The sequence below is a fragment of the Xanthomonas sp. NCPPB 1754 genome (assembly GCF_041475725.2).
GTDB lineage: Bacteria > Pseudomonadota > Gammaproteobacteria > Xanthomonadales > Xanthomonadaceae > Xanthomonas > Xanthomonas euvesicatoria.
Genome location: NZ_CM192982.1, coordinates 4,565,286 through 4,587,981, shown reverse-complemented (window position 1 = coordinate 4,587,981; position 22,696 = coordinate 4,565,286). Strand labels below are relative to the sequence as shown.

Genomic DNA, 22,696 nt, shown 5'->3' with positions numbered 1-22,696 from the left:
GCATGCACGAACAGTGCCAGGTGCTCAGCCTTGCGGCGGGGTCAACACGGTGGCGAGGCGGCCGGCGCAATCGCGCGCATTGAACAACAGCGCAGCGGCATTGATGTCGCCACTGCCCACTGCGGTGAGCGTCAGCGGCTTGTCGGCGCGGATGCGGATCAGCACCAGCTGCCCGGCACGCGTGCTGACGGTGGCGTAATCGGCCTCTTTCAGGCTGGATTCGCGCGCCAGGGTCTCGCCCAGGGTCAGGAACGAATTGGCCATCGCGGCAAGCCGGCGACTGTCCACGTCCAGGCTGGAACGCTCGGTGATGGCGCGCCCGTCGGCCGTGGAAAGCATCAACAGGCGGATGCCCGGCTCACGTTCGATGGTCTGCGCAAACTCGTGACCGATGCGCTGCAGATCGTAGAAATGCAACGCCCGCGGGACTTCGCCTACGGCAGCCTTGACGACCTGGTTGACGGCGTTGTGCGGCATGAAAATCCCCCTGTTGCGTGATGGCCCGGGCGCGTACGTGCGTGGTGTGCCGCGCCGGGCGGCGCACCATACCACCCGGATCCGAGCAGGCTGTCACGCTCGCCCGTGGTGCTTAACTGGGCGGTCAGACAGGCAGAATCGGCAAAGTCCGGTGCGCCACAAAGTGCCTTGGTACGTCACGATAGCGGCGCGACGAGGCAGATCTAAACCTCGCGTTTGCTCGCACTGTTCAGTACAGGCGACATGCGTGCTGCGCTGCCGCGCGTCACTGTGCGGGCGGGCAACTAGACTGCACGGCTTTATCGATACTGGAGCAATGCATGGCAACGCAGTACGTGCCGGTTTCCTTGATTGGCGTTCCCACCGACATCGGCGCGGGCCACCGCGGCGCGCGCATGGGGCCGGAGGCGCTACGCATCGCCGGCCTGCAGGAGGCGCTGGTCGGCCGCGGCGTGGAGGTGCGCGATCTGGGCAATCTGGATGGTCCGCGCAATCCCTGGCAGGCGCCGCAGGCCGGCTACCGGCATCTGGACGAAGTGGTGGCGTGGAACCAGGCGCTGATGGACGCCAGCTACGCCGAACTGCGTGCCGGGCGCATGCCGATCATGCTCGGTGGCGACCATTGCCTGGGTATCGGCTCGATCACGGCGGTGGCCAAGTACTGCCGCGAGCAGGGCAGGCCGTTGCGGGTGCTGTGGCTGGATGCGCATTCGGATTTCAACACCAGCGAGGTGACTCCTTCGGGCAACGTGCACGGCATGCCGGTGGCCTGCCTGTGCGGGCTGGGGCCCGAGTCGCTGACCCACCTGGGCGGCAGTGCGCCGGCGTTGTTGCCCGAGCAGGTGCGGCAGATCGGCATCCGCTCGGTGGACCCGGAGGAAAAGCGGCTGATCAAGCAGCACCGCATCGATGTGTACGACATGCGCTACATCGACGAAGCCGGTATGAAGCGCACCATGGAAGCGGCGTTGCAGGGCATGAGCGCCGATACGCACCTGCACGTGAGTTTCGATGTGGACTTCCTCGACCCCAGCATCGCGCCGGGCGTGGGCACCACGGTGCCCGGTGGCCCCAACTACCGCGAGGCGCAACTGGTGATGGAAATGATTGCCGACACCGGGCGCATGGGCTCGTTGGATATCGTCGAACTCAACCCGGTGCTGGACAACCGCAATGCGACCGCCGAACTGGCGGTGGATCTGGTCGAGAGCCTGTTCGGCAAGTCGACGCTGATGCGGGATTGATCCGTACCGAGCGCACCGGGACGCGTTCACATCAAGTCCACGGCCGCGCAGTCAGATTTGGCGCCAAGCCAGGTGCGCTGGCGCCGTGACAGAACGAGGACAAGCGATGAAGCGACTGCTGACACTGATGGTGCTGGGCCTGTTTTCGGCCGGCGTGATGACGGGCTGCAACACCGTGGCCGGCGCCGGCAAGGACATGCAGGGTGCGGGCGACAAGGTCGAGAAAACGGCCGAAAAATGCAGCGACGGTAAGTGCTGATCCGTCACATCGCGTGGCCCTGTTGAATTGATCGATCTGCGGCAACGCGCCGCTTTACCCCTGAGGAGTGTGTTATGAAGCGTGCAATTGTGCTGCTGGTGCTGTCGATGTTGTCGGTGGGAATGCTGGCGGGTTGCAACACCGTCGCAGGCGCCGGCAAGGACGTGCAGGGCGCTGGCGAGAAGGTGGAAGACGCAGCGCGTAAGTAATCCGACGCCGCATGCAAAAAAACGGGCCGCAAGGCCCGTTTTTTGTGCGTGCTTTACGTACAAGGCGGCTTCTGTCGACGCATGCAACATGCAGTGCGACCAGCGGCGGGAGTAGGCAACGGTTCAGTGCGGTGATCGGCGGTTTGACACCTTTTGATCCCGGACCAACGCCCGCGTGGGCAGGCTGGCGCCACGGTCAATCGCGACCGCATCAGCGGAGTCATCGCATGAACAGTGACATCATTTCCGGCAAGTGGACCCAGTTGAAGGGCAAGGCCCAGGCGAAGTGGGGCGATCTTACCGACGACGATTTCAAGGTTGCCGAAGGCAATGCCGAATATCTGCAGGGCAAGCTCCAGGAGCGCTATGGCTGGGACCGCGATCGCGCCCAGACCGAAGTGCGCGCGTTCGAAAAGTCGTTGCGCGACGACACCTGAGGGTGCGCCGGTCTGCCGCCGTTGAGGCGAGCAGCTTGCAGACGACGGGCCGCCCGGTGCGGCCCGTTCTGCGTTCGAGCGTGGAGCCAACTCCCCGGCGCCTGCGGCGGTGGCAAAAGTGCGGAACCGCTAAACTTGGGGGCTACCCCACCCTGGCATGACGTAGATGACCACCCGTGTCCTTACCGGCATCACCACCTCCGGCACCCCGCACCTGGGCAATTATGTCGGTGCAATCCGCCCGGCCATTCAGGCCAGTGCAGGTGCCGATACGGAGAGCTTCTATTTCCTGGCCGATCTGCACAGCCTGATCAAGGCGCAGGACCCGGCGCGCACGCAGCGTTCGACACTGGAAATCGCCGCCACCTGGCTGGCCTGCGGCCTGGACCCGGACAAGGTGTGGTTCTACCGGCAGTCCGATGTGCCCGAGACCACCGAGTTGATGTGGTTGCTGACCTGCGTGGCCGGCAAGGGCATCCTCAATCGCGCGCATGCCTACAAGGCGGCGGTGGACAAGAACCGCGCCGATGGCGAGGACGAGGATGCCGGCGTCACCGCAGGCTTGTTCATGTATCCGGTGCTGATGGCGGCCGATATCCTGATCTTCAATGCGCACAAGGTGCCGGTGGGACGCGACCAGATCCAGCACATCGAAATGGCGCGCGATTTCGCGCAGCGTTTCAATCATGTCTACGGGCGCGACTTTTTCACCTTGCCCGAAGCGGTGATCGACGAGCAGGTGTCCACCTTGCCAGGCCTTGATGGCCGCAAGATGAGCAAGAGCTATAGCAACACCATTCCACTGTTTGCACCGCGCGAGGAATTGCGCAAGCTGGTGTTTTCCATCCTGACCGATTCGCGCGCCCCGGGCGAAGCCAAGGAGACGCAGGGGTCGGCGTTGTTTCAGCTGTACCAGGCGTTTGCCACACCGCAGGAATCTGCCGCCTTTGCGCAAGCGTTTGCCGACGGCATCGGCTGGGGCGATGCCAAGCAGCAGTTGTTCGAGCGGATCGATCAAGAGATTGCACCGCTGCGTATGCGCTACGAGGCGTTGATGGCAGAGCCGGCCAAGATCGAAGCGATCCTGCGCGCCGGTGGTGCACGTCTGCGCGCGCGCTATGCCACCCCCCTGCTGGCCGAGTTGCGCGACGCGGTGGGTTTGCGCGATCTGTCCAGCCAGGCCGCCACCGCGGCGGTGCAGGCCAGCGAAAAGGTCGCACTGCCGGTGTTCAAGCAATATCGTGAAAGCGATGGGCAGTTCTATTTCAAGTTGAACGATGGCGCGGGTGCATTGCTGCTGCAGAGCGATGGCTTCGCTTCGCCACGCGATGCCGGACAGGTGATCGCACGGTTGAAGCAGGCCACCCAAGCCAGCGATCTGCAGCTGCCGGGCGTGCATGCGCAGGTGGATGCCGACGTGATTGTTGCCGCGATGTATGCCTTGCGCGAGGCGTGAGCTGCGCGGCGCAACAGGCGTCGAGGTGGGTTGTTGCGGTTGCGTAGGTCGTGCCTGTGGCAACATGCGCGACAGTAACGCCAGGCTTGGGCCTACACTGCAGTTTCGACAACCGCCGCGGGGTGCGAATGACAGCGACAGCCGAGTTCAACATCCACACCATCGATACCGGCTTTGGCGGCGTGCAATTCGATGCAGCATATCTGGTGGTCCAAGCGCAGCAGGCCGCCTTGATCGATTGCGGTACCTCGCTGTCGGTCCCGCAGATGCTGGCCGCGGTGCAGGCGGCCGGCTTGGCGCCAGCGCAGGTGGAGTGGTTGATCCTGACCCATGTGCATCTGGATCATGCTGGCGGTGCAGGAGCCTTGTTGCGGCATTTGCCCAATGCGCAGGTGCTGGTGCATCCGCGCGGTGCACCGCACCTGATCGACCCTGCGCGGTTGATTGCCGGCGCCACCGCGGTGTATGGCGAGGCGGACATGGCGCGCCATTACGGCGTTATCGAGCCGGTGCCGGCCGAGCGTGTGGTCGCGGCCGGCGAGGGTCATACCGTGATGCTGGGCAAGCGCGCGCTGCGCACCGTCGAGACGCCTGGACATGCGCGCCATCATCTGTGCGTGTGGGATGCGCGCAGCCGCAGCTGGTTCACCGGCGACACCTTCGGCCTGTCGTACCGCCAGTTGGACAGTGCGCGTGGCGCTTTCATCGTGCCGACGTCCTCGCCGGTGCAATTCGAACCCGAGGCCATGCTGCAGTCGATCGCGCGCCTGATGGACGCCGCACCAGAGGCGATGTATCTGACCCATTACGGCCGTGTCACCTCGCCAGAACCGTTGGCGCGGGCGCTGGGCGAGCAGATTCATGCGATGACCGACATTGCGCTGGGCTGCGCGCAGCGTCCGGACCGGCATCGCTGCATGGTGGCGGCATTGACCGAACTGTATCTGGAACGCGCACGCCAACATGGATGTCGGTTGGACGATGCCGCCGTGGAGCAACTGCTGGCAACGGACATCGAGCTCAATGCACAGGGGCTGGGATGTTGGCTGGATCGTGCAGCGCGCATGCATTAGCGCTGGTTGAGGGGTGACACACCCTCTCGAACGCTGTAGTGCGTGGTCGCGTCGTTCTGGGGCAGCTAAGGCCGGATCAGTCGGGTGCGCGGTTGCCCTCACCGCTCGCGGGATACGCCGTGAACCCGTCCATGGGGGCTCGATGGCAGCCTCCATGCCGCCAACGATCCCGCAATCGGTGAGGACACCGCACCAGAACGTTGGCTGGTGGTGTTGTTGAAAGCAGTGCACATCGACCATCTTGATGGCGCACGCGCAAGCGCCTTGCAGCCACACCGGAGATCATCCGCGCTTGGCCATGCATGCGATCGACTGCATTCTCGTGTCATTGCGCTCCGGTGTTGGTCGCACGCTTGTAAACTATGTGTCATCTACCGTTGCAAGGCCTCACCGTGAATCCGATGCGCATCCTGCTGTTGTCTGCCTGCCTGTTTGTAGGAGGTGTGGCGCAGGCCGCCAACGATCTGCCGGGCGGTGGCATCGATGCCGAGGCATTGTCGCGTCACGTGCGCTTGCTGGCGTCGGACGAATTCGAAGGGCGCGCGCCGGCCAGCGCCGGTGAGCAGCGCACGGTCGATTACCTGGTCGAGCAATTCAAGGCGGCTGGCCTGGAGCCAGGCGGCGAGCAGGGCAGCTGGACCCAGGCCGTGCCGCTGGTGCGCGCGCAGGTGGATGGCCCGGTGCGCGCAAGCCTGCGCGTCGGGGGCAAGACCCAGGCGCTGGTCAATGGCAACGATGTGACCCTGCAAAGCCTGCGTCCGCAGCAGGCGGTCGCGTTGAAGAACGCGCCACTGGTCTTCGTCGGCTACGGCATCAGTGCGCCGGAGCGCCAATGGGACGACTACAAGGGCGTGGACCTGCGCGGCAAGATTGCGGTGGTACTGATCAACGATGCCGATTTCGAATCGCCGCAGCCGGGCGCATTCGACGGCAAGGCCGTGACCTATTACGGCCGATGGACCTACAAGTACGAAGAGGTGGCGCGGCGCGGTGCGGCCGGGGTATTGATCGTGCACGAGACGGCGCCGGCGGCGTATGGCTGGGCCACCGTGCAGAGCTCGGGCATGTCGCCGTTGTTCGACATCGAGCGCAGCGATGCCGATGCCCGCGCGCAGCACGTGCCGGTGCGCGGCTGGATGCAGCGTGCATTGGCGGTGTCGTTGTTCAAGCAGGCCGGCCTGGATTTCGAACAGGCCAAGGCGCGTGCGCAGCAGCGCGACTTCGCGCCCGTGGCACTGGGCGATGCGGCGTTGTCGGTGAATTTCAAGCTCAAGCGCGAGCGTGTGGTGACGCATAACGTGGTGGCCAAACTCACCGGCAGCCGGCATCCGGATGAGACGGTGATTTTCTCCGCGCACTGGGATGCATTCGGGATCGGCAAGGCCGATGCCGGTGGCGATACGATTCGACGCGGCGCCGTGGACAACGCCACCGGCGTGGCCAGCGTGCTGGAACTGGCGCGCGTGTTCGCAGCCGGCCCCAAGCCGCAGCGCTCGTTGTACTTCATTGCGTTGACTGCCGAAGAAAAAGGCCTGCTCGGCGCCAACTACTACGCCGCGCATCCGCTGGCGCCGCTGGACAAGACCGTGGCCGTGCTCAACATGGAAATGTTCAGCCCCGATGGCCCGACCCGCGACATCGCCTCGTGGGGACGTGGGCGGGTGTCGCTGGAAGGCGATCTGGAAACCGCCGCCAAGGCGCGTGGTCGCAGCTATTTGCCGGATCCGAATCTGGAAGCAGGCTTCTTCTACCGCGCCGATCATTTCGCGTTCGCGCGCATGGGTGTGCCGGCGATCACCGCCGGCCCCGGCCTGGACATGCTCGACGGCGGCGTCGCGGCAGGCAAGGCACTGCGCGAAAAGTATTTCGCCGATTGCTACCACCAGCCGTGCGATCGCTGGACCCCGCAATGGGATGCCAGCGGCCATGCCGCCGATACCACGCTGGTGTACGACGTGGGCGTGGCGCTGGCCAATGGCCGGCAGTGGCCGAGCTGGCAGGATGGCTCGGAATTCAAGGCGATCCGTGCCAAGAGCGATGCGGTGCGCAAGTAAGCGCGCAGGAGCGAGAGGGCGCCGTGCCCTCGAGCGAGGCCAAGCGCAGCGACCAAGACGACTGCGCTGATCGCCAGACGGGCGCAGCTGGATTCGATGCGGCATGTGCGCTCGTACATTCGGGGTCCTGCACGCTGTCCATGCGCATCGGATGACTGAGCGCGACGCCAAGCGAACGCAGCCGCTGCCCGGTGGCCTGCATTTGCTTGTGCGTGTGCGGATCCCGCGCGCCGTCCAATCTCATCAGACGGCCGCTCGGGACGTTTGTCGTTGCTCGGTGCACAGGCTGGCGTTGTGATCAATGCCATCGCATTGAACGACTGCGTATAGGCGTGCCTACGGCTTGGCGGCGTTGGGTGAGTTGCCGCCGCCGGCACGCGTGCTCTTGTCGCCGCCGCTGCACGGATAGCGCTTTGCCAGCACCTGAACGATCAAGTCAGGTGCGGCTTGGTCCTGGCGTGTATCGGGCAGCGCGCCGATATCGGCGATGACCGCCTGCAGATCGGGCGAGCCGGTGCTGCCCGCCGGCATGCACCAGCCGGTGCGATAGCTGGCGCTGGCGACGCCGAGCAGATACGCACCGGCGCGGCTGGCCGAAACAAGCACCTTGAACTCGCGTTGCTCCGGCGCGGTGATTTCTGGCGCAAGCGATCCGTCCAGTCCGGCGTCGATCAGCTTGCGGCCGCTGAGTTCCCACGGCTCGGGGGCACGCGCCGATGCCGTGGCGGACGTTGCGAACAAGGCGGCCAGGGCCAGCCAGCGAAGAGGGTGCTGCATCTGCACGCTCGGATGCGGTGGGAAGTGCACCATAGCGCGACCGGGGTGCGGCGTGGGCTTTGGCATGTGCTCTAGAATCGAAGGTTCCGCTGCACTGCCTGGCACTGTTCCGATGTCTTCCTCTCACGATGCTGCCGCGCCTGCGCGCAGCGGGTTAGTCGTTCTCGCCTTGTTGCTGGTCTACGTGGTGTGGGGCTCGACCTATCTGGCGATCCGCTTTGCGCTGGAAGGTGGCGCGCAGCCGCTGACGATGGTGTCCGGGGCACGTTTCATCGTCGCCGGTAGCGTGCTCTACAGCGTGCTGCGCTGGCGCGGCGTGGCGGCGCCAACGCGCGCGCAGTGGAAGAACGTGGCGCTGATGGGTGCGGCGTTGCTGCTGCTCGGCAACGGCATGGTGGTGCTGGCCGAGCGCAGCGTGTCGTCCGGGCTGGCCGCCACGGCGGTGGCGTCGGTGCCGTTGTGGATGGCCTTGTTCGGCGCATTGCGCGGGCAGCATGCCAGCGGCGGCGAATGGCTGGGCATCGTGATTGGCTTTGTGGGCGTGGTGTGGCTCAACGCCGGCAGCAGCCTGACCGCGACGCCGGTTGGCCTGGTGTTGCTGCTGATCGCACCGATCGGCTGGGCATTCGGGTCGGTGTGGTCGCGCGGGCGCGATCTGCCTTCGCCGTTCATGACCGCTGCCGGGCAGATGGTGTGCGGCGGCGTGCTGCTGGTCAGTACCGGCCTGCTGATCGGCGAGCGCCCGCAGGTGTGGCCGAGCCCGCAAGGACTGCTGGCGGTGGCGTACCTGTGCGGGTTCGGCTCGATCGTGGCGTTTACCGCCTACGTGTGGCTGCTGCATCACGTGCGGCCTGCGCTCGCCGGTAGCTACGCCTACGTCAACCCGGTGATTGCGGTCAGCCTGGGTGCCTGGCTCGGCCATGAGCGCTTCAGCGCGCAGGACATCGGTGCGATGGCGGTGATCCTGGCCGGCGTGCTGGTGGTCACCTTTGCCAAGGCGCGGCGATGAGCGCGGTGTCGTCCCAGGAAGCACGCCGCGGGTTGTTGATCACCGCCTCCACCTTCGTGCTGTGGGGGCTGGTGCCGGTGTACTGGCATCTGCTCAAGGCGGTGCCGTCGCTGCAGATCATCGCCCACCGCATCGTGTGGAGCACGGTGCTGGTGGTAGCCTGGCTGCTGGCGAGCTCGGGCCTGGGCTGGTGGCGCAGCATCGCGGCGCAGCCCCGCGCGCTGGGCATGCTGGCCGGCAGCAGCGTGGCGATCGCGTTCAATTGGGGCCTGTACATCTGGGCGATCAACGCCGGGCATGTGATCGAGGCCAGCCTGGGATACTTCATCAACCCGCTGCTGAGCGTCTTGCTGGGCGTGCTGGTGTTGAAAGAGCGCCTGCGTCGCATCCAGTGGGTGGCGGTGGCCTGCGCGGCAGCGGGCGTGCTGTGGCTGACCATCGATGCCGGCGCGCCGCCGTGGATTGCGTTGGGGCTGGCGGTGTCCTTCGGTATTTACGGGCTGCTGCGCAAATTGGTGGCGGTGGATCCGGTGGCCGGGCTGGGCGTGGAAAGCGTGTACCTGTTCGTGCCGGCGTTGCTGCTGGCGGCGTGGGGCGAGCAGGGCCACGGCGGCGCGTTCCTGAGCGGCTGGAGCCTGCGGACCGACGCGATGCTGATCTTCGGTGGCGTGGTGACGGCGCTGCCGTTGATCGGTTTCGCCTACGGTGTGCGGCGCATTCCGCTGTCGTTGGTGGGCATCCTGCAATACATCGCGCCGAGCCTGCAGTTGCTGCTGGGCGTGTGGTTCTTCCACGAGCCGTTCGATCAGGGGCGCGCGATGGGCTTTGCCGCGATCTGGGTGGGTTTGCTGTTATTTGTCGGCGACAGCGTGGTGCGGTCGCGGCAGCCGGTGCTGACGCGCTAAGTCAGCCACCCTGCACGCAGTGCGTGTGGCATTCATCAGTGCGATTGCTTCGCGTCAGCGTGCGCGATTGCCGCGCTCAACTCTGCGGCATCGCCAGGGGGTTGGCTACGGCCAGCGTGGACGCGGGCAGCGCCTGCGGTGCAGGGCAATGGCTGGGGTCTTGGTGCACCTGTGCCAGCCATTGGTCGATCGGCCCGCCGAGCACGTCCAGCCGTAGCGGCAGGCTCAAATGGTTTTCGCCCGGCAGTTCGAGGTAATGCGCACGCGCGCTGGCCAGGGCCAGTGCGCGGCCATGCGCCACCGGAATGTGCTGATCGGCATCGCCGTGCAACAGCAGCACGCAGCTGCGCGTGTCGGCCAGGGCGTGCGCGACATCGACACGGTCCAGGTCCAGCTTGAGCTGGGTGTCGGCCGCTGCAATCACCGCGTCGATATTCTGGTCGGCATAGCGCCAGCGTGCATACGCCGCCACCGCCCGCCCAGGCCACCCGTGCGGCTGGCTGGCGAGCAGGTGCGGCACCATGTCGCGGATGCCGCGCCCGGCATTGGCGAAGGATTCCATCGCCACCACGCCGGTTACGCGCGGGCCGAGTTTGTCGGCCGTAAACAGCGCGGTGGCCGCGCCGTAGGAAATGCCGAACAGATACAGCGGCCCGCGGATTTCGCCGCGTGGTTGCAGGGCGTCGAGCACATCGATGACGTCGTCGGACTCGCGCGTGCCGTAGCCGGACGGCCCGCCGCCGGAATGACCATGGTTGCGCAGATCGATGGTGACCACGCGGTAGCCGGCCTGCGCAAGCTGCAGCGACCAGGGCAGCAGCGAGTCGCCATCCATCATCCAGCCGTGCAGCAGCACCACCGTGCCGCGCGGCGCCGGCGGTTTGGCAGTCGGTGCCTTGAAACTGAAATCCACATCCAGCGCATGCGCCGGGTCACTGCGCTGCCCCGTGTAGCGATAGTGCATGGCGTACTGGCCGGGGTCGATCGCGCGCCAGAAGATCGGCACGCCATCGCGCGTCACCACATGCCCGCTGCGATTGGGCACCGTGGCGATGGTGGCGGCAATGCGTTCTTCGTCCAGCAGCGGCGAGGTACCACCGGGCGCAACCAGGCGCTCGCTGAGCGAGGTCGAAGAAGAGGAGCAGCCGGCCAGCCACAGGCAGGCGCAGACCAGCAGAAGCAGGCGCGTCATGGCGATCGATCGATGGAGCAAACGGCCGAGCAGGCTACGGCCTGCCCGGCTGGCGCATCTACCGCACTGCGGTGACAGAACCATGACAGCCTGCAATACGTTCAGCCGCCGCCGTGCGCTTTGCCGCGGCTGTCACCATTCCCGATTCCCGGCGGGCCAAGGCCCGCCTACACCTCACGCAGCGCCGTGGTAATCGGCAGACGCGCCGCACGCAGCGCGGGAAACAGTCCGCCCACCAGGCCGATGCCCAGCGCCCACTTCAGCCCGCTCCAGAGCAGCTCCGGCGAGACCTTGAACTGGAAGACCACCTGGCTGAAGTTGCTGCCCAGCGTGGAGACGGTGTAGCCGTTGAACACCGCCCAGGCGATCGCGCCGCCCAGCAGCCCGCCCAGCAATGCCAGCAGCATGGTTTCCAGCATCAGCGCCATGATCACCGGCGTGCCGCGAAAGCCGATCGCACGCATGGTGGCGATCTCGCGCGCGCGCGTGGCCACCGCCGCATACATGGTGTTGAGCGCGCCGAATACCGCGCCCACTGCCATGATCGCCCCGATCACCGTGCCCAGGATGTTGATCAGCTTGTTCAGGCCGCCGCCCTGTTTGCCGTAGTAGGCGCGTGTGGTTTCCACATCCAGCTTGAGCCGCGGATCGGCAGCCATGGCGGTCTTGAACGCGCTGAAGCCTGCCTTGCCGTTGGTGCGCACGCTGATCGACTGATAGGCACTGCGGTTGTAGGTGGTGGCCAGCGTCTGCGCGTCGGTCCACAACTCCGAATCGTGCGCATCGCCGGAGGCGAACACGCCCACCACCGTCCACTGCTGGCTGCCAAGCGTGAGGGTCTTGCCCAGCTCCAGTCCGCGGAACTGGTTCAACGCGCCCTTGCCCACCACCATTTCGCGCAGGCCGGTGTTGAAGCGGCGGCCCTGCACGATCTTGACCTTGTCATGCACGGCCCAGGCCTGTTCGCCCACGCCACGCAGTTGTGCGTTGACGTCGGTGCCGTCGGAGCGGGAGGCGATGTTCACCACTTGCGACAATTCCGGCGACAGCATCGGGCGGCCATTGGCATCGGCGGCAATGCCGGGAAGGCTGCCGATCAGCGGCACCAGGTCGCGGGTAATCACCGAGTTGGTTTCCGCCTGCGAACCGCCGCGCAGGACGATCGCGGTGGTGTCGTCGCCGGTGCTGTTGAGCGTGGCCTGAAAGCCCTGGCCCATTGCCAGCATCGCCACCAGCACGCCGACCACGCCGGCAATGCCGACCACGATCACCGAGCTGGACCCCCAGCGCTGCGGCAGCGTGGCGATGCCGATGCGTGCGGCCGCCAGCGAAAGCCTGCCGCTGCGTGTGGCCACCAGCCACACCGCCAGCAATCCACCGATCGGCAGCAGCACCATCCACGGCAGTGCGATCCAGGCCGCCAGCCCGATTGCCAGCAGCACGACCGACAGCGCGTTGACCCCACGATCTTTCCATTTGCGTTGCATGTGCATGCTCCTGTCAGCGGCCGGCGAGTGCATCGACGATCTTCAAGCGCTGCGCGCGTAATGCCGGCAGCACACCCACCACGATGCCGATGCCGGCCATCAGCCCGACCGCGACAAGCCAGGTCTGCAGCGGCACGGTCTGGGTCGGCATCAGGCCGCCGCTGCGCGCTGCAACCGCCGGGATCACCAGCGCCGCCAGCCCCATGCCGATCAGCCCGCCCAGGCCGATCAGCAACATCGACTCCACCATCACCAGGCTCAGCACGGTGCGGTCCTGAAAGCCCAGCGTCTTGAGCGTGGCCAGCTCCGGAATCCGCTCGCGCACGGCCTGTGCCATGGTGTTGCCGGTCAGCAGCAGCAAGGTGAAAAACACCGCGGCCATGATCGAGGTGACGATCAAGCCGATATCGGCAAACTGCTTGACGAAGGCTTGCTGAAATGCCGATTCGGTCTGCGACTTGGTTTCATGGTCGGAGTTGGCCGACAACGCATCGATGGCCTGCGCCACGCGCGATGCCTGGTCGGCGTTGCGCAGCGTCACCGTGTACCAACTCACCCTGCTTTTGATGTAGTCGTTGGACTCGTCGAAGTACTTCCAGTTCATCATCAACTGGCGTTCCTGGTTGGCGGCCACGGTGCGGTCTTTCATGCGGAAGATGCCGACCAATTGCAGCGGCCAGTCGTTGCTGCCGCCGCGCGGAAAGATGGTGGCCTGCAGCGGAATGGTGTCGCCGATCTTCCAGCCATTTTCCTTGGCCAGGCTTTCGCCAACGATCGCGCCGGTGCGTGTGGTCTGGAACGCCTTGAGCTGGTCCTTGGGCAACTGATATTCGCTGTAGACATCGAAGAAATTGGGCGCCACCGAAAAATTCGGGAAGAAGTTCTTCGGGTCGCGGTAGATGCCGCCGAACCACATTGCCGAGGTCACATCGCGCACGCCCGGCACGCTGCGGATCTGGTTTTCCAGATTGATCGGCAGCGATTGGGTGATCGACAAGCGCGATGCCACCACCAGCCGGTCCACGCCGCTGACGCTGCCGCCGGAGGTAAAGGCCACGCGCACCGAATCGAGCATGCCGAACAATAAGAACGCCGCGACCACCGAGAGCAAGGTCAGCAAGGTGCGGGTCTTGCTGCGGAACAACTGCGCCCATACCAGCGAGAGATACTTCATGGCAGCGCTCCCTTACAGTGCAAGCGGCGCGTCGGCCAGCTCGCCCTTGTCCAGATGGATGGTGTGGGTGGCGTATTCGGCGGCCTTGGGGTCGTGGGTGACCATCACGATGGTCTTGCCGTGTTCGCGATTGAGCTCCTGCAGCAGGCGCAGGATTTCTTCGGCATTGTGGCGGTCCAGATCGCCGGTGGGTTCGTCGCAAATCAGGAAGGTGGGATCGGAGACGATCGCGCGCGCGATCGCCACGCGTTGCTGCTGGCCGCCGGACAATTCGCTGGGCTTGTGGTTGCGACGCTCCTGCAGGCCGACCAGGGTCAATGCGATCTCGGCATTGCGCTTGCGTTGGGCGGCATTGAGCGAGGTGAGCAGCAACGGCAGCTCCACGTTCTTCTGCGCGGTGAGCATCGGCATCAGGTTGTAGAACTGGAACACGAAACCGACGTGGTGACTGCGCCAGGTCGCCAGCTGCCCGCCGCTCATGCGATCGATGCGCTCGCCTTCGATCTCGATCTCGCCGCCGCTGGGGCTGTCCAGCCCGCCGATCAGGTTCAGCAAGGTGGTCTTGCCGGAGCCAGACGGCCCCATCAGTGCGACGAAGTCGCCGCTGGCAATGTCCAGATCGATGCCGTGCAGCACCTGCACCTGCTCGGGGCCGCGTTGGTAGGTCTTGGTGATGTTGCGCAAACTGACGAGAGCGGACATGGCAACTCCTGGCGGTGCGATGGAAGAGGTGACAGCAGTGCGCAGAGCGACTGCGGATGTGGTGCGGCACTGCAGTAACACGATGAGCTGAAATGCGATGAAGCGATGGGGCGAGTGCAGGCAAGGCATCGACTGCTGTGGCGACACCTGTGCGGCACACGCTGCCGATGCCTGAAACGTGCCTGCGACGACAACGGCTGAGATATCGACGAACATCGCAACTGCAGATACGCAAGCACAGCCGATGCCGCGTTACTGGATTTCACCGGCGTTCCCTCGCAGCGCGATGCAGGCGCCTGCGTCGCTGCCGTTTCCATCAAACGCGCTTTCCGTATTCCCCTGAGTGGTGACCGCCTGCGCTGTGTTGGTTGTGCGTTATTCGGCAGCGTCCGGCGCTGCTTCGGTCACCTTGTCGCCATCCTTCAAGGTTTGCGGCGGATTGAGTACCACGCTGTCGCCTGCGGCCAGGCCGGAGAGCACCTGCCTGTCTTCGCCCATCACCATGCCGGTGGTGACGGCATGCGCGCTGACGGTGTTGTGCTCGCCGACCACGAACGCGACCGTGCGCGTGTCGCGCTCCACCAGTGCGGCGACCGGGACGCGCACGCCCTGCGGCTTGGCTGCTTGCTGCGGTTTGGCCTGCTCCAGAAAGCTGACCCGGACACCCATCTCCGGCACGATGCGCGGATCCTTGACCTTGAGCGCCACGCGCACTTTCACCGTGGCCTTGCCGCGGTCGGCGGTGGGGATGATGGCGATGACCTCGCCTGGAATCTTCCATTCCGGGTAGGCGTTGAGCACCGCTTCCACCGGCATCTTGGGTTGCACGCGGCCGATGTAGGACTCGCCCACTTCCACCTCGATTTCCAGCGATTCCATGTCCACGATGGTGCCGATACCGGTGCGGGTGAACCCGCCGCCGGCCGACAACGGAGAGACGATTTCGCCCGGCTGCGCCGCCTTGGCCGTCACCACGCCGGCAAACGGCGCGCGCACTACGTTGAAGTCAGAGCGGATACCGGCAATGGCCAGTTGGTCGGAGGCGACCTGCACATTGCGCTGCGCGTTCTGCAGCTGGGCGCGCAAGGCATCGCGCTGCGCAATGGCCTGGTCGTATTGCGAGCGCGACACCAGCTGCGCACCCACCAACGACTGCAGGCGCGTGGCATCGGCGTTGGCTACCGCCAGTTGCGCCTGCATGTTGTCGACCTGGCTGCGTGCGGCCGACAACTGCGAGGCCGACAAGCTGCGCTGCGCATCGGCATCGAGCGGGTCGAGTGTGGCCATCACCTGGCCCTGTTCGACGCGCATGCCTTCTTCGATCATCACCTCGCGCACCTTGCCGGTGACTTGCGCCGACACCGTGGCCATGCGTCGTGCCACCACATAGCCGGAGGCGTCCAGCACCGATGCGCTGCTGCTGCCGGCGCTGATCGCCACCACCGGCGCGGTCTGCATCTGCACCACCGGGCGGCGCGTGAACCACCACGCGGCGGCGGCCAGCACGATGACGAGGATCACTGCGGCGAGGATCCAGCCGGTACGGCGGGCGGGCGGCGGCGTGGCAGGGCGCTGGCGGTCGATGCGGAGTTGCTTGAGCAGATCGGCGGAAGTGTTCATCGATGACCAAGACGGAAGGCTGCGCGAAATGTGACGGTCTACAGGCGATGCCGCAAGCTGCCGGAAGTCACCAACTGCGGTGCGGCGACAAACGGTCGATGCGCCGATGCCACCGCCAGCTGGTGCGCAGCATGCAGTCAGCACGGCGCGCTCACCAGTGACAGCTGTCATCTGCACGCCATGACACCGGCAACTGGTGCACCAGCGCTGCGGCAGGCCATGCTGGCGGCTCCTCCGGCAATCCGCTAACGGCATGCTTTCCTTCGCATTTGCAGACTGCACGTATCTGGCTTGCGCTTGCGCAGGCCAATCGCAACCCCGGTGGGCGATCGCATCGCAGCAAGCACCGGGAGCATGCATGAGGCCGCTCACCCGTATCGTCCTGCACGCAGCCGCACGCAGGCGGGCCCGGCAGTGGCAGAATCCGCTCATCCACACGGACCTTCGCTGATGCGCCCCCGGTTTCCCGCATGGCTTCGCCCCGCCGCCAGTTCGCAGGTTGCCGCGCGGCTGGCGCAGGGCCAATCGCCGTGGATGGACAGCGTGCACCTGCTGTGGTCGGCCTGGGTATTCGTGGTGCCGGTGTTTTCTGCGCGGGGCTACGACAGGACCTGGCTGTTGTGCACGCTGCTCTCGTATCCGGTTTTTCTGCTGCTGTACGCACGCATGTTGCTGGCGCCACGCGGCACCTTGTATCGCTACGCCTGGGCGATGGCGGTGATGAGTGCCGCCTTGTTGCCGGTGTATTCGTCGGGCATCAGCTACTTCATCTTTGCCTGCCTGAGCTTGCGTCCCTCCACGCGGCCTGGGTTGTGGCGGCACTTTGCGATGTTGCTGCTGATGAACGCGTTGTACCTGAGCTGGGCGCACTGGCTCGGGTTGAGCATGCAGGCACTGGTGTGGATGCCGGTGACGGTGCTGGGCATGGCGGCCGTGGGCGCGGTGTACAGCATCAACGAACGCAAGGACGCGTTGCTGCGCTTGTCGCAGGACGAAGTTCGTCGTCTGGCGGCCACTGCCGAACGCGAGCGTATCGGCCGCGACCTGCACGATCTGCTTGGCCATACCTTGTCGCTGGTGGCGCTCAAATCCGATCTGGCTGCGCGTCTGATCGAGCGCGACCCGCAGGCCGCACGCAACGAGATCGACGCGGTGGCGCAGGTCTCGCGCGAGGCCTTGGCGCAGGTACGGCGCGCGGTCACCGGCATCCGTGCTGCCGGCCTGGTTGCCGAACTGGCATCGGCGCGGGTACTGCTGGACCTGGACGGCATTGCGCTGGAGCAACACCTGGAGCCGCTGGCCTTGCCGCCCGAGCACGAAACCGCGCTTGCGCTGGTGATGCGCGAGGCGGCCACCAATGTGCAGCGCCACGCGCAGGCAAGACGCGTGCGTGTGCAACTGCGCGCGCACGGCGATCAGGCCGTGCTGGAGATCACCGACGACGGCCGCGGCGGCGTGATCGTGCCGGGCAACGGCCTGGACGGCATGCGTGCACGCCTGCACGGCCTGGGTGGCGCGCTGGATGTGCAGGCCTTGCCGCGCGGCATGCGATTGCGCGCCAGTGTGCCGTTGCCGTTGCCGCGGCCTGCGGTTGTCCCCGCAACGCCGCCGGTGATGCCGCAGCCGCTCTAACGCGCCCCGGTTGCGCTGCCAAGTGCACGGCATGCGTCGGCGCTGTTATCGTGCGCAACCGTTGCATGCATGCGAGCGCGACCGATGATCCGGGTGTTGTTGGCGGAAGACCAAGCCTTGCTGCGTGGCGCGCTGGTGGCCTTGCTCGGACTGGAGGACGATATTGCGGTGGTCGGCAGCGCCGGCGATGGCGAAAGCGCGTGGCGCGAACTGCAGCGCCTGCAGCCGGACGTGCTGGTCACCGATATCGAGATGCCTGGCCTGACCGGGCTGGAACTGGCGCAGCGGATCCAGCGCCAGGCGTTGCCGGTACGGGTCATGATCGTCACCACGTTCGCGCGTCCGGGATTTTTGCGCCGTGCCCTGGATGCCGGCGTGGCCGGGTATCTGCTCAAGGATGCGCCGGCCGAACAGCTGGTCGATGCGTTGCGGCAGGTGCACCGCGGCGGGCGGGTGATCGACCCGCAGCTGGCCCTCGATGCGTGGGTGGAAGCAGACCCCTTGAGCGAACGCGAACGGACTGTGCTGCGGCTGGCCGGCGAAGGCCGCTCCGCCAGCGAGATCGCCCAGCAGTTGCAGCTCTCGCACGGCACGGTGCGCAATTACCTGTCCGAATGCATCGGCAAACTGGGCGTGGCCAATCGCATCGAAGCCTACCGCCTGGCGCGGCAGAAGGGCTGGTTGTAGTGCAGCCAGTCGATGGTTTGCGTGCGCGGGAAGCTGACGTTTTCGGGGTGCGGGATTGCATGCAGGTGCGCCGCGCCTAATCGACGCGAGCGCACCACAAAGCCGCCATCGACGACGGTGCATCGGTTGCTTCATCCGCCAATCTGCAGCTATTCCAAACGCGTGCGAAGGCATGCGATTTGCACCCAGGTACACTGCACAGCATCGAAAAACACGGCGAGCGATGCATGAAATCTCTGTGGCTGTCGGGCCTGCTGTGGATATGCGCCTTCAACGCGTCCGCCGAGCAATTCAAGATATTGGTGGCTGCCATTCCCAACCAGTATCACCACGACTATATCCCCGTGGCCAAGCCGCAATTCGAAGCGATGGCGCGCAAGCATTATGTCCAGATGGTGTGGGCGTGGAATGCCAAGGCGTTCGATGGCGACCTGTCGCAATACGCGGCCATCGTGTTGCTCAATACGCCGGCCACCGATCTCGACCCAGCGCAGCGGGCCAACTTCCAAAAATACGTGCGTAACGGCGGCGGCGTGGTCGCGGTGCACAAGGCCTTTGCGATCAAGCGCGGTGAATGGGAGTGGTACGACCACATGATCGGCCGCTCGTTCCGCACCCATCCGTACATGCAAACGGCGATGGTGGATGTGGCCGACGCCAATTTCCCGGCCACTGCCGGCCTGCCCAAGCGCTGGGTATGGAGCGACGAATGGTACGAATACGATCCGCCCTACAGCGACGACTTGGTCACGCTACTCACCGTCGACGAACGCAGTTATGACCCCACCTTGATCTGGCCAGGGCAGGTCGCCAAGGGCATGGGCCAACAGCACCCGGTGGCGTGGTACCACCACTTCGAAGGTGGCCGCGTGTTCGCCACTGCGCTGGGCCATCTGGCCGAAGCCTACAACGACCCACGCTATCTGGAACACTTGTACGGTGGGATCTATTGGGCGGCCACCGGCAAGGGCATCGAATCATCGGCGCCAGCGGCCAAAACAAAACGCCAGCGTTAGGCACCAGCCCCTCTTCCCGGCGGGAGAGGGGTGGGTAAGGCGACGGGCGAGGCCAGCCGCGTGGGCCTACTTCAATCGGCTGCACCCGCATCCTCGTCCGCCCCTGCGTGGCACCTCCTTCCCCATGAAGGGCAGACGATGTCCCAGGGAGAAGGAACTGCGTGCTGCCACTGTGTGCCGATCATCTGCCGAGCCGCGTCAGCCCACCATCAACCGCGACCCCATCACCGCGCAGACCGCTCTCCACGCGCCATGCTGGCAAACACCCCGTCGCGGCGTACCCAGGCGTGAAACAACGCCGCGCTCAGATGCCCCAGCACGGTGGCAAATAACAGATACGCCAGCCAGCCATGCGCGCTGCGCAGCCAGGCATACAGTGCAGGATCGTGCGGTGCGATCGCCGGCAGGTTCGCGCCTGGCCACAGCACGATCGGGTAGGCGCCGGCCGACAGCATCGCCCAGCCGATCAACGGCATGCCCAGCATCAATGCATACAGCAGCCAATGCGAGGCAATCGCGGCAGCCCTTTGCCATGCCGGCAGATCGGCCGGCAGCGGCGGCGGGCGATGGCGCAAGCGGTTGATCAGGCGCAGCACCGCCAGGATCAGAATCGCGATGCCCAGCGGGCGATGCAGATCGATCAACCACGGCCGCTGCGTCACCGAGGCCACCATGCCCACGCCGACGAACAGCATGGTCAGGATCATCGCGGCCATCAGCCAGTGCAGCACGCGCGCTGGCAGATTGAAGTGGGTACGGCGGCTCATTGGCGTGCTCCCTGGCCGGTGGCGGCGCTGCCCGTGCCGTTGGCGATCTCGCGCTCGCGGCGGTTGAACGATTGCGAATACACCGACGAGCGCGCTGCCAGAATCGGGTCATTCGATGCGGCAAGGCCCTTGGGCAAAATCAACGGGTCGTAATTGAGATCGCGACACGGGCCGGTGGCCTGCGGCTGCGCACGCTCGATCGAGAGCGTGCCGGCCACGATCTGCTTGCGGCGTTCCGGCCACGGTTGCGACGGGTCGTCCACCGCATCGCCGGGCTCGGCGATGGTCAGCACCATGTCCCAACGCAGCGGCCCGTGCGCCAGCCGCGCGTCCAGGTCGGTGGCGAGAAAATCGCCATCGGCCTGCTTGCGTTGCGCGGCGCTCAGTTCCTTGAATGGCGTATGCGGGCGCATCGACCAGCGGATGTAGCGTTCGCGTCCGTCGGCGGCAATCGCGCGGAACGCATTGACGCCGTTGTATTGCGTATTGGCCCAGCTGTCCGACCACGGCGCAGTCTTGGCCCACTGCTGGAACTTGGCCGCTTCCGGATACTGCTTGCCGAACGCCGCCAGTTTTTCGGGGTCCGGCTTGCCGGTGGCCGGGTCTGGCTTGGAGGCCACGTTGAGCGCCTGAAAGCCGGCCGGCGTGGCGACCACGAAGAACGGGAAGCTGTTCATCGCCGTGCGCCATTCCTGCCCATCGTCGCTGCGCAACAGCAGCGCCATGCTGCGTACGCGCGCCTGCCCGTCCGGCCCGTGCGGGTCGCCGCCGCCGATCGACATGCGCCCCAGCACCGGCGTGCTGGGCTGGCTGAAGATGCGTGCCGACGACAGCCAGGTGGCCTTGCCGCTGGACTGGAATTGCCCGCTCACGCACACCCCTTTGGTATGCGCGCGGCGAAAGCCCGGATGCGGCGGCCCGCTGGATTCGATGGTGTCGGTCATGCGCGCGGCAGTGAGCCGGTCGCCACCGATCCAGCCGGCCGTCCAGGCAAACGCAAGCGCAACGCCGCCGGCAATGGCGGCAATCCCCAACAATGGCAGCACGGGGCGGCGCGCGCGCGGGGGCGAGGGAGGTGGCAACGTCATGGCTGGCTCCGGTGGTCGATACTGTGAGTGGTTGATACGAGTGAGACGACATGCGAGCCGCGTTATTCCCTCGTCCACCAACGACGGCGGCACGCACCGATCGCGGGAATAATCCACGCTCCAGTGCGTCTACCGTGTGATGCCACCACCACGCGCGCCAATGGATGCTCTGGACGATGACCAACTGCGCGCCGTGCTGCCGGCGCTGCGCCGCTTCGCACGCTCGTTGAGCGGCGAGCCCGCCAGCGCCGACGATCTGGTGCAAGCCACACTGGAGCGCGCGCTGCGGCGGTGGCACACCCGGCATACCGCCGAAGCCCTGCAGCCCTGGCTGTTCGCCATCCTGTACCGGCAGTTTCTGGATGGGCAGCGGCGTGCCGCGCGCTGGCAGCGGGTCGTGGGCCTGTTCGCGCCGCAGCAGCCCAGCCAATCCGCGTCCGCTGAGCAGGTGCACGACGGCCGTGCCATGCTGGCCAGCCTTGCATCATTGCCGGCCGAACAACGCGCGTTGTTGCTCTTGGTCAGCGTGGACGGTTTCAGTTATCGCGAAGTGGCCGATACCCTCGGCATCCCGATCGGCACCGTGATGTCGCGCCTGTCGCGTGCGCGCGAACGCCTGCGTGCCGTGAACGAAGGCCAGGTGAATCACGCACCTGCATTGAGGATCCTGAAATGACCACCATACCGCCCGACGAACACGCGCTGCACGCCTACGTCGATGGCCGCCTGACGCCGGAGCAACATGCAGCAGTGGCAGCCTGGCTGCAGGCACATCCCGCCCAGGCCGCGCGCGTGGCGGGCTGGAAGCGCGATGCCGAAGCGCTGCGTGCCGCACACGCCGGCCTGATGGCGGAGACTGGCGCCGTCGCCTTCACGCCTGCGGCGATTCGCCGTGGCCTGCAACAGCGCCGTCGTGCCGCGTTTGCCGTGGCCGCCAGTTGCGTGCTGGCACTTGGCCTGGGTACCGGGCTGGGCTGGCAGCTGCATGCGAGCCGGATCGCCAGCCAACGCGTGCCGATGGCCGATGCAGTGGCCGCCTACCGCCTGTTCGCCGATGCCGACGCGCATCGGGGCGTTGGGTTGGACGTGCAGCGCCGTGCCGAGTTGGAACCGTGGTTGCGCACGCATTTCGGCAGCGTAGGCGTGGTGCCGGATCTGCGTGCGCAGGGGTATACGTTGCGCGGTGGGCAATTGCTGTCCACACTGGAAGGCGCGGCCGCGATGCTGGTCTACAGCGATGCCGACGGCGCACGCATTGGCCTGTATCTGCGTCCACGCAGCGGCCCGATGCCGACCGGCGAGCGCCGCGATGGCCGGCTGTTGGCGCAGTACTGGGCCGAAGGCGACACCGCATTCGCGCTGGTCGGCCCGGCGACGCATACACGCATGCGCACGATCGCGCCGTTGTTGCGTCGCCAGGGCTGACCAGCG

At 65.9% G+C, this 22,696-nt stretch carries 23 protein-coding genes; 14 read left to right on the top strand and 9 right to left on the bottom strand.

The genetic code is table 11. The annotated features are described in order from the left end of the window. Positions 1 to 24 precede the first annotated feature (24 nt). Positions 25 to 477 (bottom strand): roadblock/LC7 domain-containing protein, encoded by a 453-nt coding sequence (locus ACCQ15_RS19785; RefSeq protein WP_008576438.1) that lies wholly within the window; start codon positions 475 to 477, stop codon positions 25 to 27. A gap of 320 nt (positions 478 to 797) precedes the next feature. Here ACCQ15_RS19785 and rocF point away from each other — a divergent pair, with 320 nt between their 5' ends. The 7 genes from rocF (at position 798) to ACCQ15_RS19750 (ending at position 7,209) form a co-directional block, all read left to right on the top strand. After that, a complete protein-coding gene (rocF, locus tag ACCQ15_RS19780; RefSeq protein WP_008576436.1) occupies positions 798 to 1,721 on the top strand; it encodes an arginase in 924 nt (307 codons plus the stop codon). Between the two features lie 106 nt (positions 1,722 to 1,827). Continuing rightward, positions 1,828 to 1,980 (top strand): entericidin A/B family lipoprotein, encoded by a 153-nt coding sequence (locus tag ACCQ15_RS19775; protein WP_011348912.1) that lies wholly within the window; start codon positions 1,828 to 1,830, stop codon positions 1,978 to 1,980. Between the two features lie 74 nt (positions 1,981 to 2,054). After that, positions 2,055 to 2,189 (top strand): entericidin A/B family lipoprotein, encoded by a 135-nt coding sequence (locus ACCQ15_RS19770; protein ID WP_005914328.1) that lies wholly within the window; start codon positions 2,055 to 2,057, stop codon positions 2,187 to 2,189. Between the two features lie 227 nt (positions 2,190 to 2,416). After that, positions 2,417 to 2,626 (top strand): CsbD family protein, encoded by a 210-nt coding sequence (locus tag ACCQ15_RS19765; protein ID WP_003486601.1) that lies wholly within the window; start codon positions 2,417 to 2,419, stop codon positions 2,624 to 2,626. Between the two features lie 166 nt (positions 2,627 to 2,792). Then, on the top strand, positions 2,793 to 4,082 hold the full coding sequence (locus tag ACCQ15_RS19760) for a tryptophan--tRNA ligase (RefSeq protein ID WP_136732932.1): 1,290 nt from the start codon (positions 2,793 to 2,795) through the stop codon (positions 4,080 to 4,082). 128 nt (positions 4,083 to 4,210) lie between these two features. Continuing rightward, positions 4,211 to 5,155 (top strand): MBL fold metallo-hydrolase, encoded by a 945-nt coding sequence (locus tag ACCQ15_RS19755; protein ID WP_218556010.1) that lies wholly within the window; start codon positions 4,211 to 4,213, stop codon positions 5,153 to 5,155. A gap of 401 nt (positions 5,156 to 5,556) precedes the next feature. Continuing rightward, positions 5,557 to 7,209 carry a M28 family metallopeptidase gene (locus tag ACCQ15_RS19750; protein ID WP_407078521.1) on the top strand — a complete coding sequence of 551 codons (1,653 nt, stop codon included), beginning with the start codon at positions 5,557 to 5,559 and terminating at the stop codon, positions 7,207 to 7,209. A gap of 336 nt (positions 7,210 to 7,545) precedes the next feature. Here the strand turns inward: ACCQ15_RS19750 and ACCQ15_RS19745 are convergent, their stop codons facing one another. Then, positions 7,546 to 8,019 carry a Rap1a/Tai family immunity protein gene (locus ACCQ15_RS19745; RefSeq protein WP_031424670.1) on the bottom strand — a complete coding sequence of 158 codons (474 nt, stop codon included), beginning with the start codon at positions 8,017 to 8,019 and terminating at the stop codon, positions 7,546 to 7,548. A 31-nt stretch (positions 8,020 to 8,050) separates the two neighbouring features. Between ACCQ15_RS19745 and yedA the strand changes: the two genes are divergently transcribed. After that, positions 8,051 to 8,995, top strand: a complete 945-nt coding sequence (gene yedA, locus ACCQ15_RS19740; RefSeq protein ID WP_029820633.1) for a drug/metabolite exporter YedA — start codon at positions 8,051 to 8,053, stop codon at positions 8,993 to 8,995. Further along, the gene (gene rarD, locus ACCQ15_RS19735) at positions 8,992 to 9,900 is read left to right on the top strand and encodes an EamA family transporter RarD (protein WP_008574767.1); all 909 of its coding nucleotides are present in this window, start codon (positions 8,992 to 8,994) and stop codon (positions 9,898 to 9,900) included. Before yedA ends, rarD begins: the two co-directional genes overlap by 4 nt. 76 nt (positions 9,901 to 9,976) lie before the next feature. Here the strand turns inward: rarD and ACCQ15_RS19730 are convergent, their stop codons facing one another. The 5 genes from ACCQ15_RS19730 to ACCQ15_RS19710 all read right to left on the bottom strand — a co-directional run bounded on the left by ACCQ15_RS19730 (position 9,977) and on the right by ACCQ15_RS19710 (position 16,075). After that, positions 9,977 to 11,092, bottom strand: a complete 1,116-nt coding sequence (locus ACCQ15_RS19730; RefSeq protein ID WP_372380965.1) for an alpha/beta hydrolase family protein — start codon at positions 11,090 to 11,092, stop codon at positions 9,977 to 9,979. A 167-nt stretch (positions 11,093 to 11,259) separates the two neighbouring features. Next, positions 11,260 to 12,585, bottom strand: coding sequence for an ABC transporter permease (locus tag ACCQ15_RS19725; protein ID WP_029820629.1), 1,326 nt, complete (start codon positions 12,583 to 12,585; stop codon positions 11,260 to 11,262). Positions 12,586 to 12,592: 7 nt separating this feature from the next. Then, entirely contained in the window at positions 12,593 to 13,753 is a 1,161-nt protein-coding gene (locus ACCQ15_RS19720; RefSeq protein WP_014091324.1) for an ABC transporter permease, read from the bottom strand. A gap of 12 nt (positions 13,754 to 13,765) precedes the next feature. Next, complete coding sequence (locus tag ACCQ15_RS19715; protein WP_014091323.1) at positions 13,766 to 14,455, bottom strand: ABC transporter ATP-binding protein; 690 nt, start codon at positions 14,453 to 14,455, stop codon at positions 13,766 to 13,768. Positions 14,456 to 14,830: 375 nt separating this feature from the next. Beyond that, positions 14,831 to 16,075, bottom strand: coding sequence for an efflux RND transporter periplasmic adaptor subunit (locus ACCQ15_RS19710; protein ID WP_372380964.1), 1,245 nt, complete (start codon positions 16,073 to 16,075; stop codon positions 14,831 to 14,833). Between the two features lie 450 nt (positions 16,076 to 16,525). Between ACCQ15_RS19710 and ACCQ15_RS19705 the strand changes: the two genes are divergently transcribed. From ACCQ15_RS19705 to ACCQ15_RS19695, 3 genes are all read left to right on the top strand, one after another. Then, the gene (locus tag ACCQ15_RS19705) at positions 16,526 to 17,707 is read left to right on the top strand and encodes a sensor histidine kinase (RefSeq protein WP_218497570.1); all 1,182 of its coding nucleotides are present in this window, start codon (positions 16,526 to 16,528) and stop codon (positions 17,705 to 17,707) included. Between the two features lie 84 nt (positions 17,708 to 17,791). Further along, a complete protein-coding gene (locus ACCQ15_RS19700; RefSeq protein ID WP_008574779.1) occupies positions 17,792 to 18,394 on the top strand; it encodes a response regulator transcription factor in 603 nt (200 codons plus the stop codon). 227 nt (positions 18,395 to 18,621) lie between these two features. After that, positions 18,622 to 19,410: a ThuA domain-containing protein gene (locus ACCQ15_RS19695; RefSeq protein ID WP_008574780.1), complete on the top strand. Its 789-nt coding sequence runs from the start codon at positions 18,622 to 18,624 to the stop codon at positions 19,408 to 19,410. Between the two features lie 224 nt (positions 19,411 to 19,634). Here the strand turns inward: ACCQ15_RS19695 and ACCQ15_RS19690 are convergent, their stop codons facing one another. Both ACCQ15_RS19690 and ACCQ15_RS19685 read right to left on the bottom strand, forming a co-directional pair. After that, positions 19,635 to 20,177, bottom strand: coding sequence for a cytochrome b (locus tag ACCQ15_RS19690; protein ID WP_218490398.1), 543 nt, complete (start codon positions 20,175 to 20,177; stop codon positions 19,635 to 19,637). Continuing rightward, entirely contained in the window at positions 20,174 to 21,265 is a 1,092-nt protein-coding gene (locus ACCQ15_RS19685) for a catalase family peroxidase (RefSeq protein WP_011348897.1), read from the bottom strand. The genes ACCQ15_RS19690 and ACCQ15_RS19685 overlap by 4 nt, the downstream gene beginning before the upstream one ends. A gap of 160 nt (positions 21,266 to 21,425) precedes the next feature. Between ACCQ15_RS19685 and ACCQ15_RS19680 the strand changes: the two genes are divergently transcribed. Both ACCQ15_RS19680 and ACCQ15_RS19675 read left to right on the top strand, forming a co-directional pair. Beyond that, positions 21,426 to 21,941 (top strand): RNA polymerase sigma factor, encoded by a 516-nt coding sequence (locus ACCQ15_RS19680; protein ID WP_008574784.1) that lies wholly within the window; start codon positions 21,426 to 21,428, stop codon positions 21,939 to 21,941. Continuing rightward, positions 21,938 to 22,690, top strand: coding sequence for an anti-sigma factor family protein (locus ACCQ15_RS19675; RefSeq protein WP_372380963.1), 753 nt, complete (start codon positions 21,938 to 21,940; stop codon positions 22,688 to 22,690). Before ACCQ15_RS19680 ends, ACCQ15_RS19675 begins: the two co-directional genes overlap by 4 nt. Positions 22,691 to 22,696 lie beyond the last annotated feature (6 nt).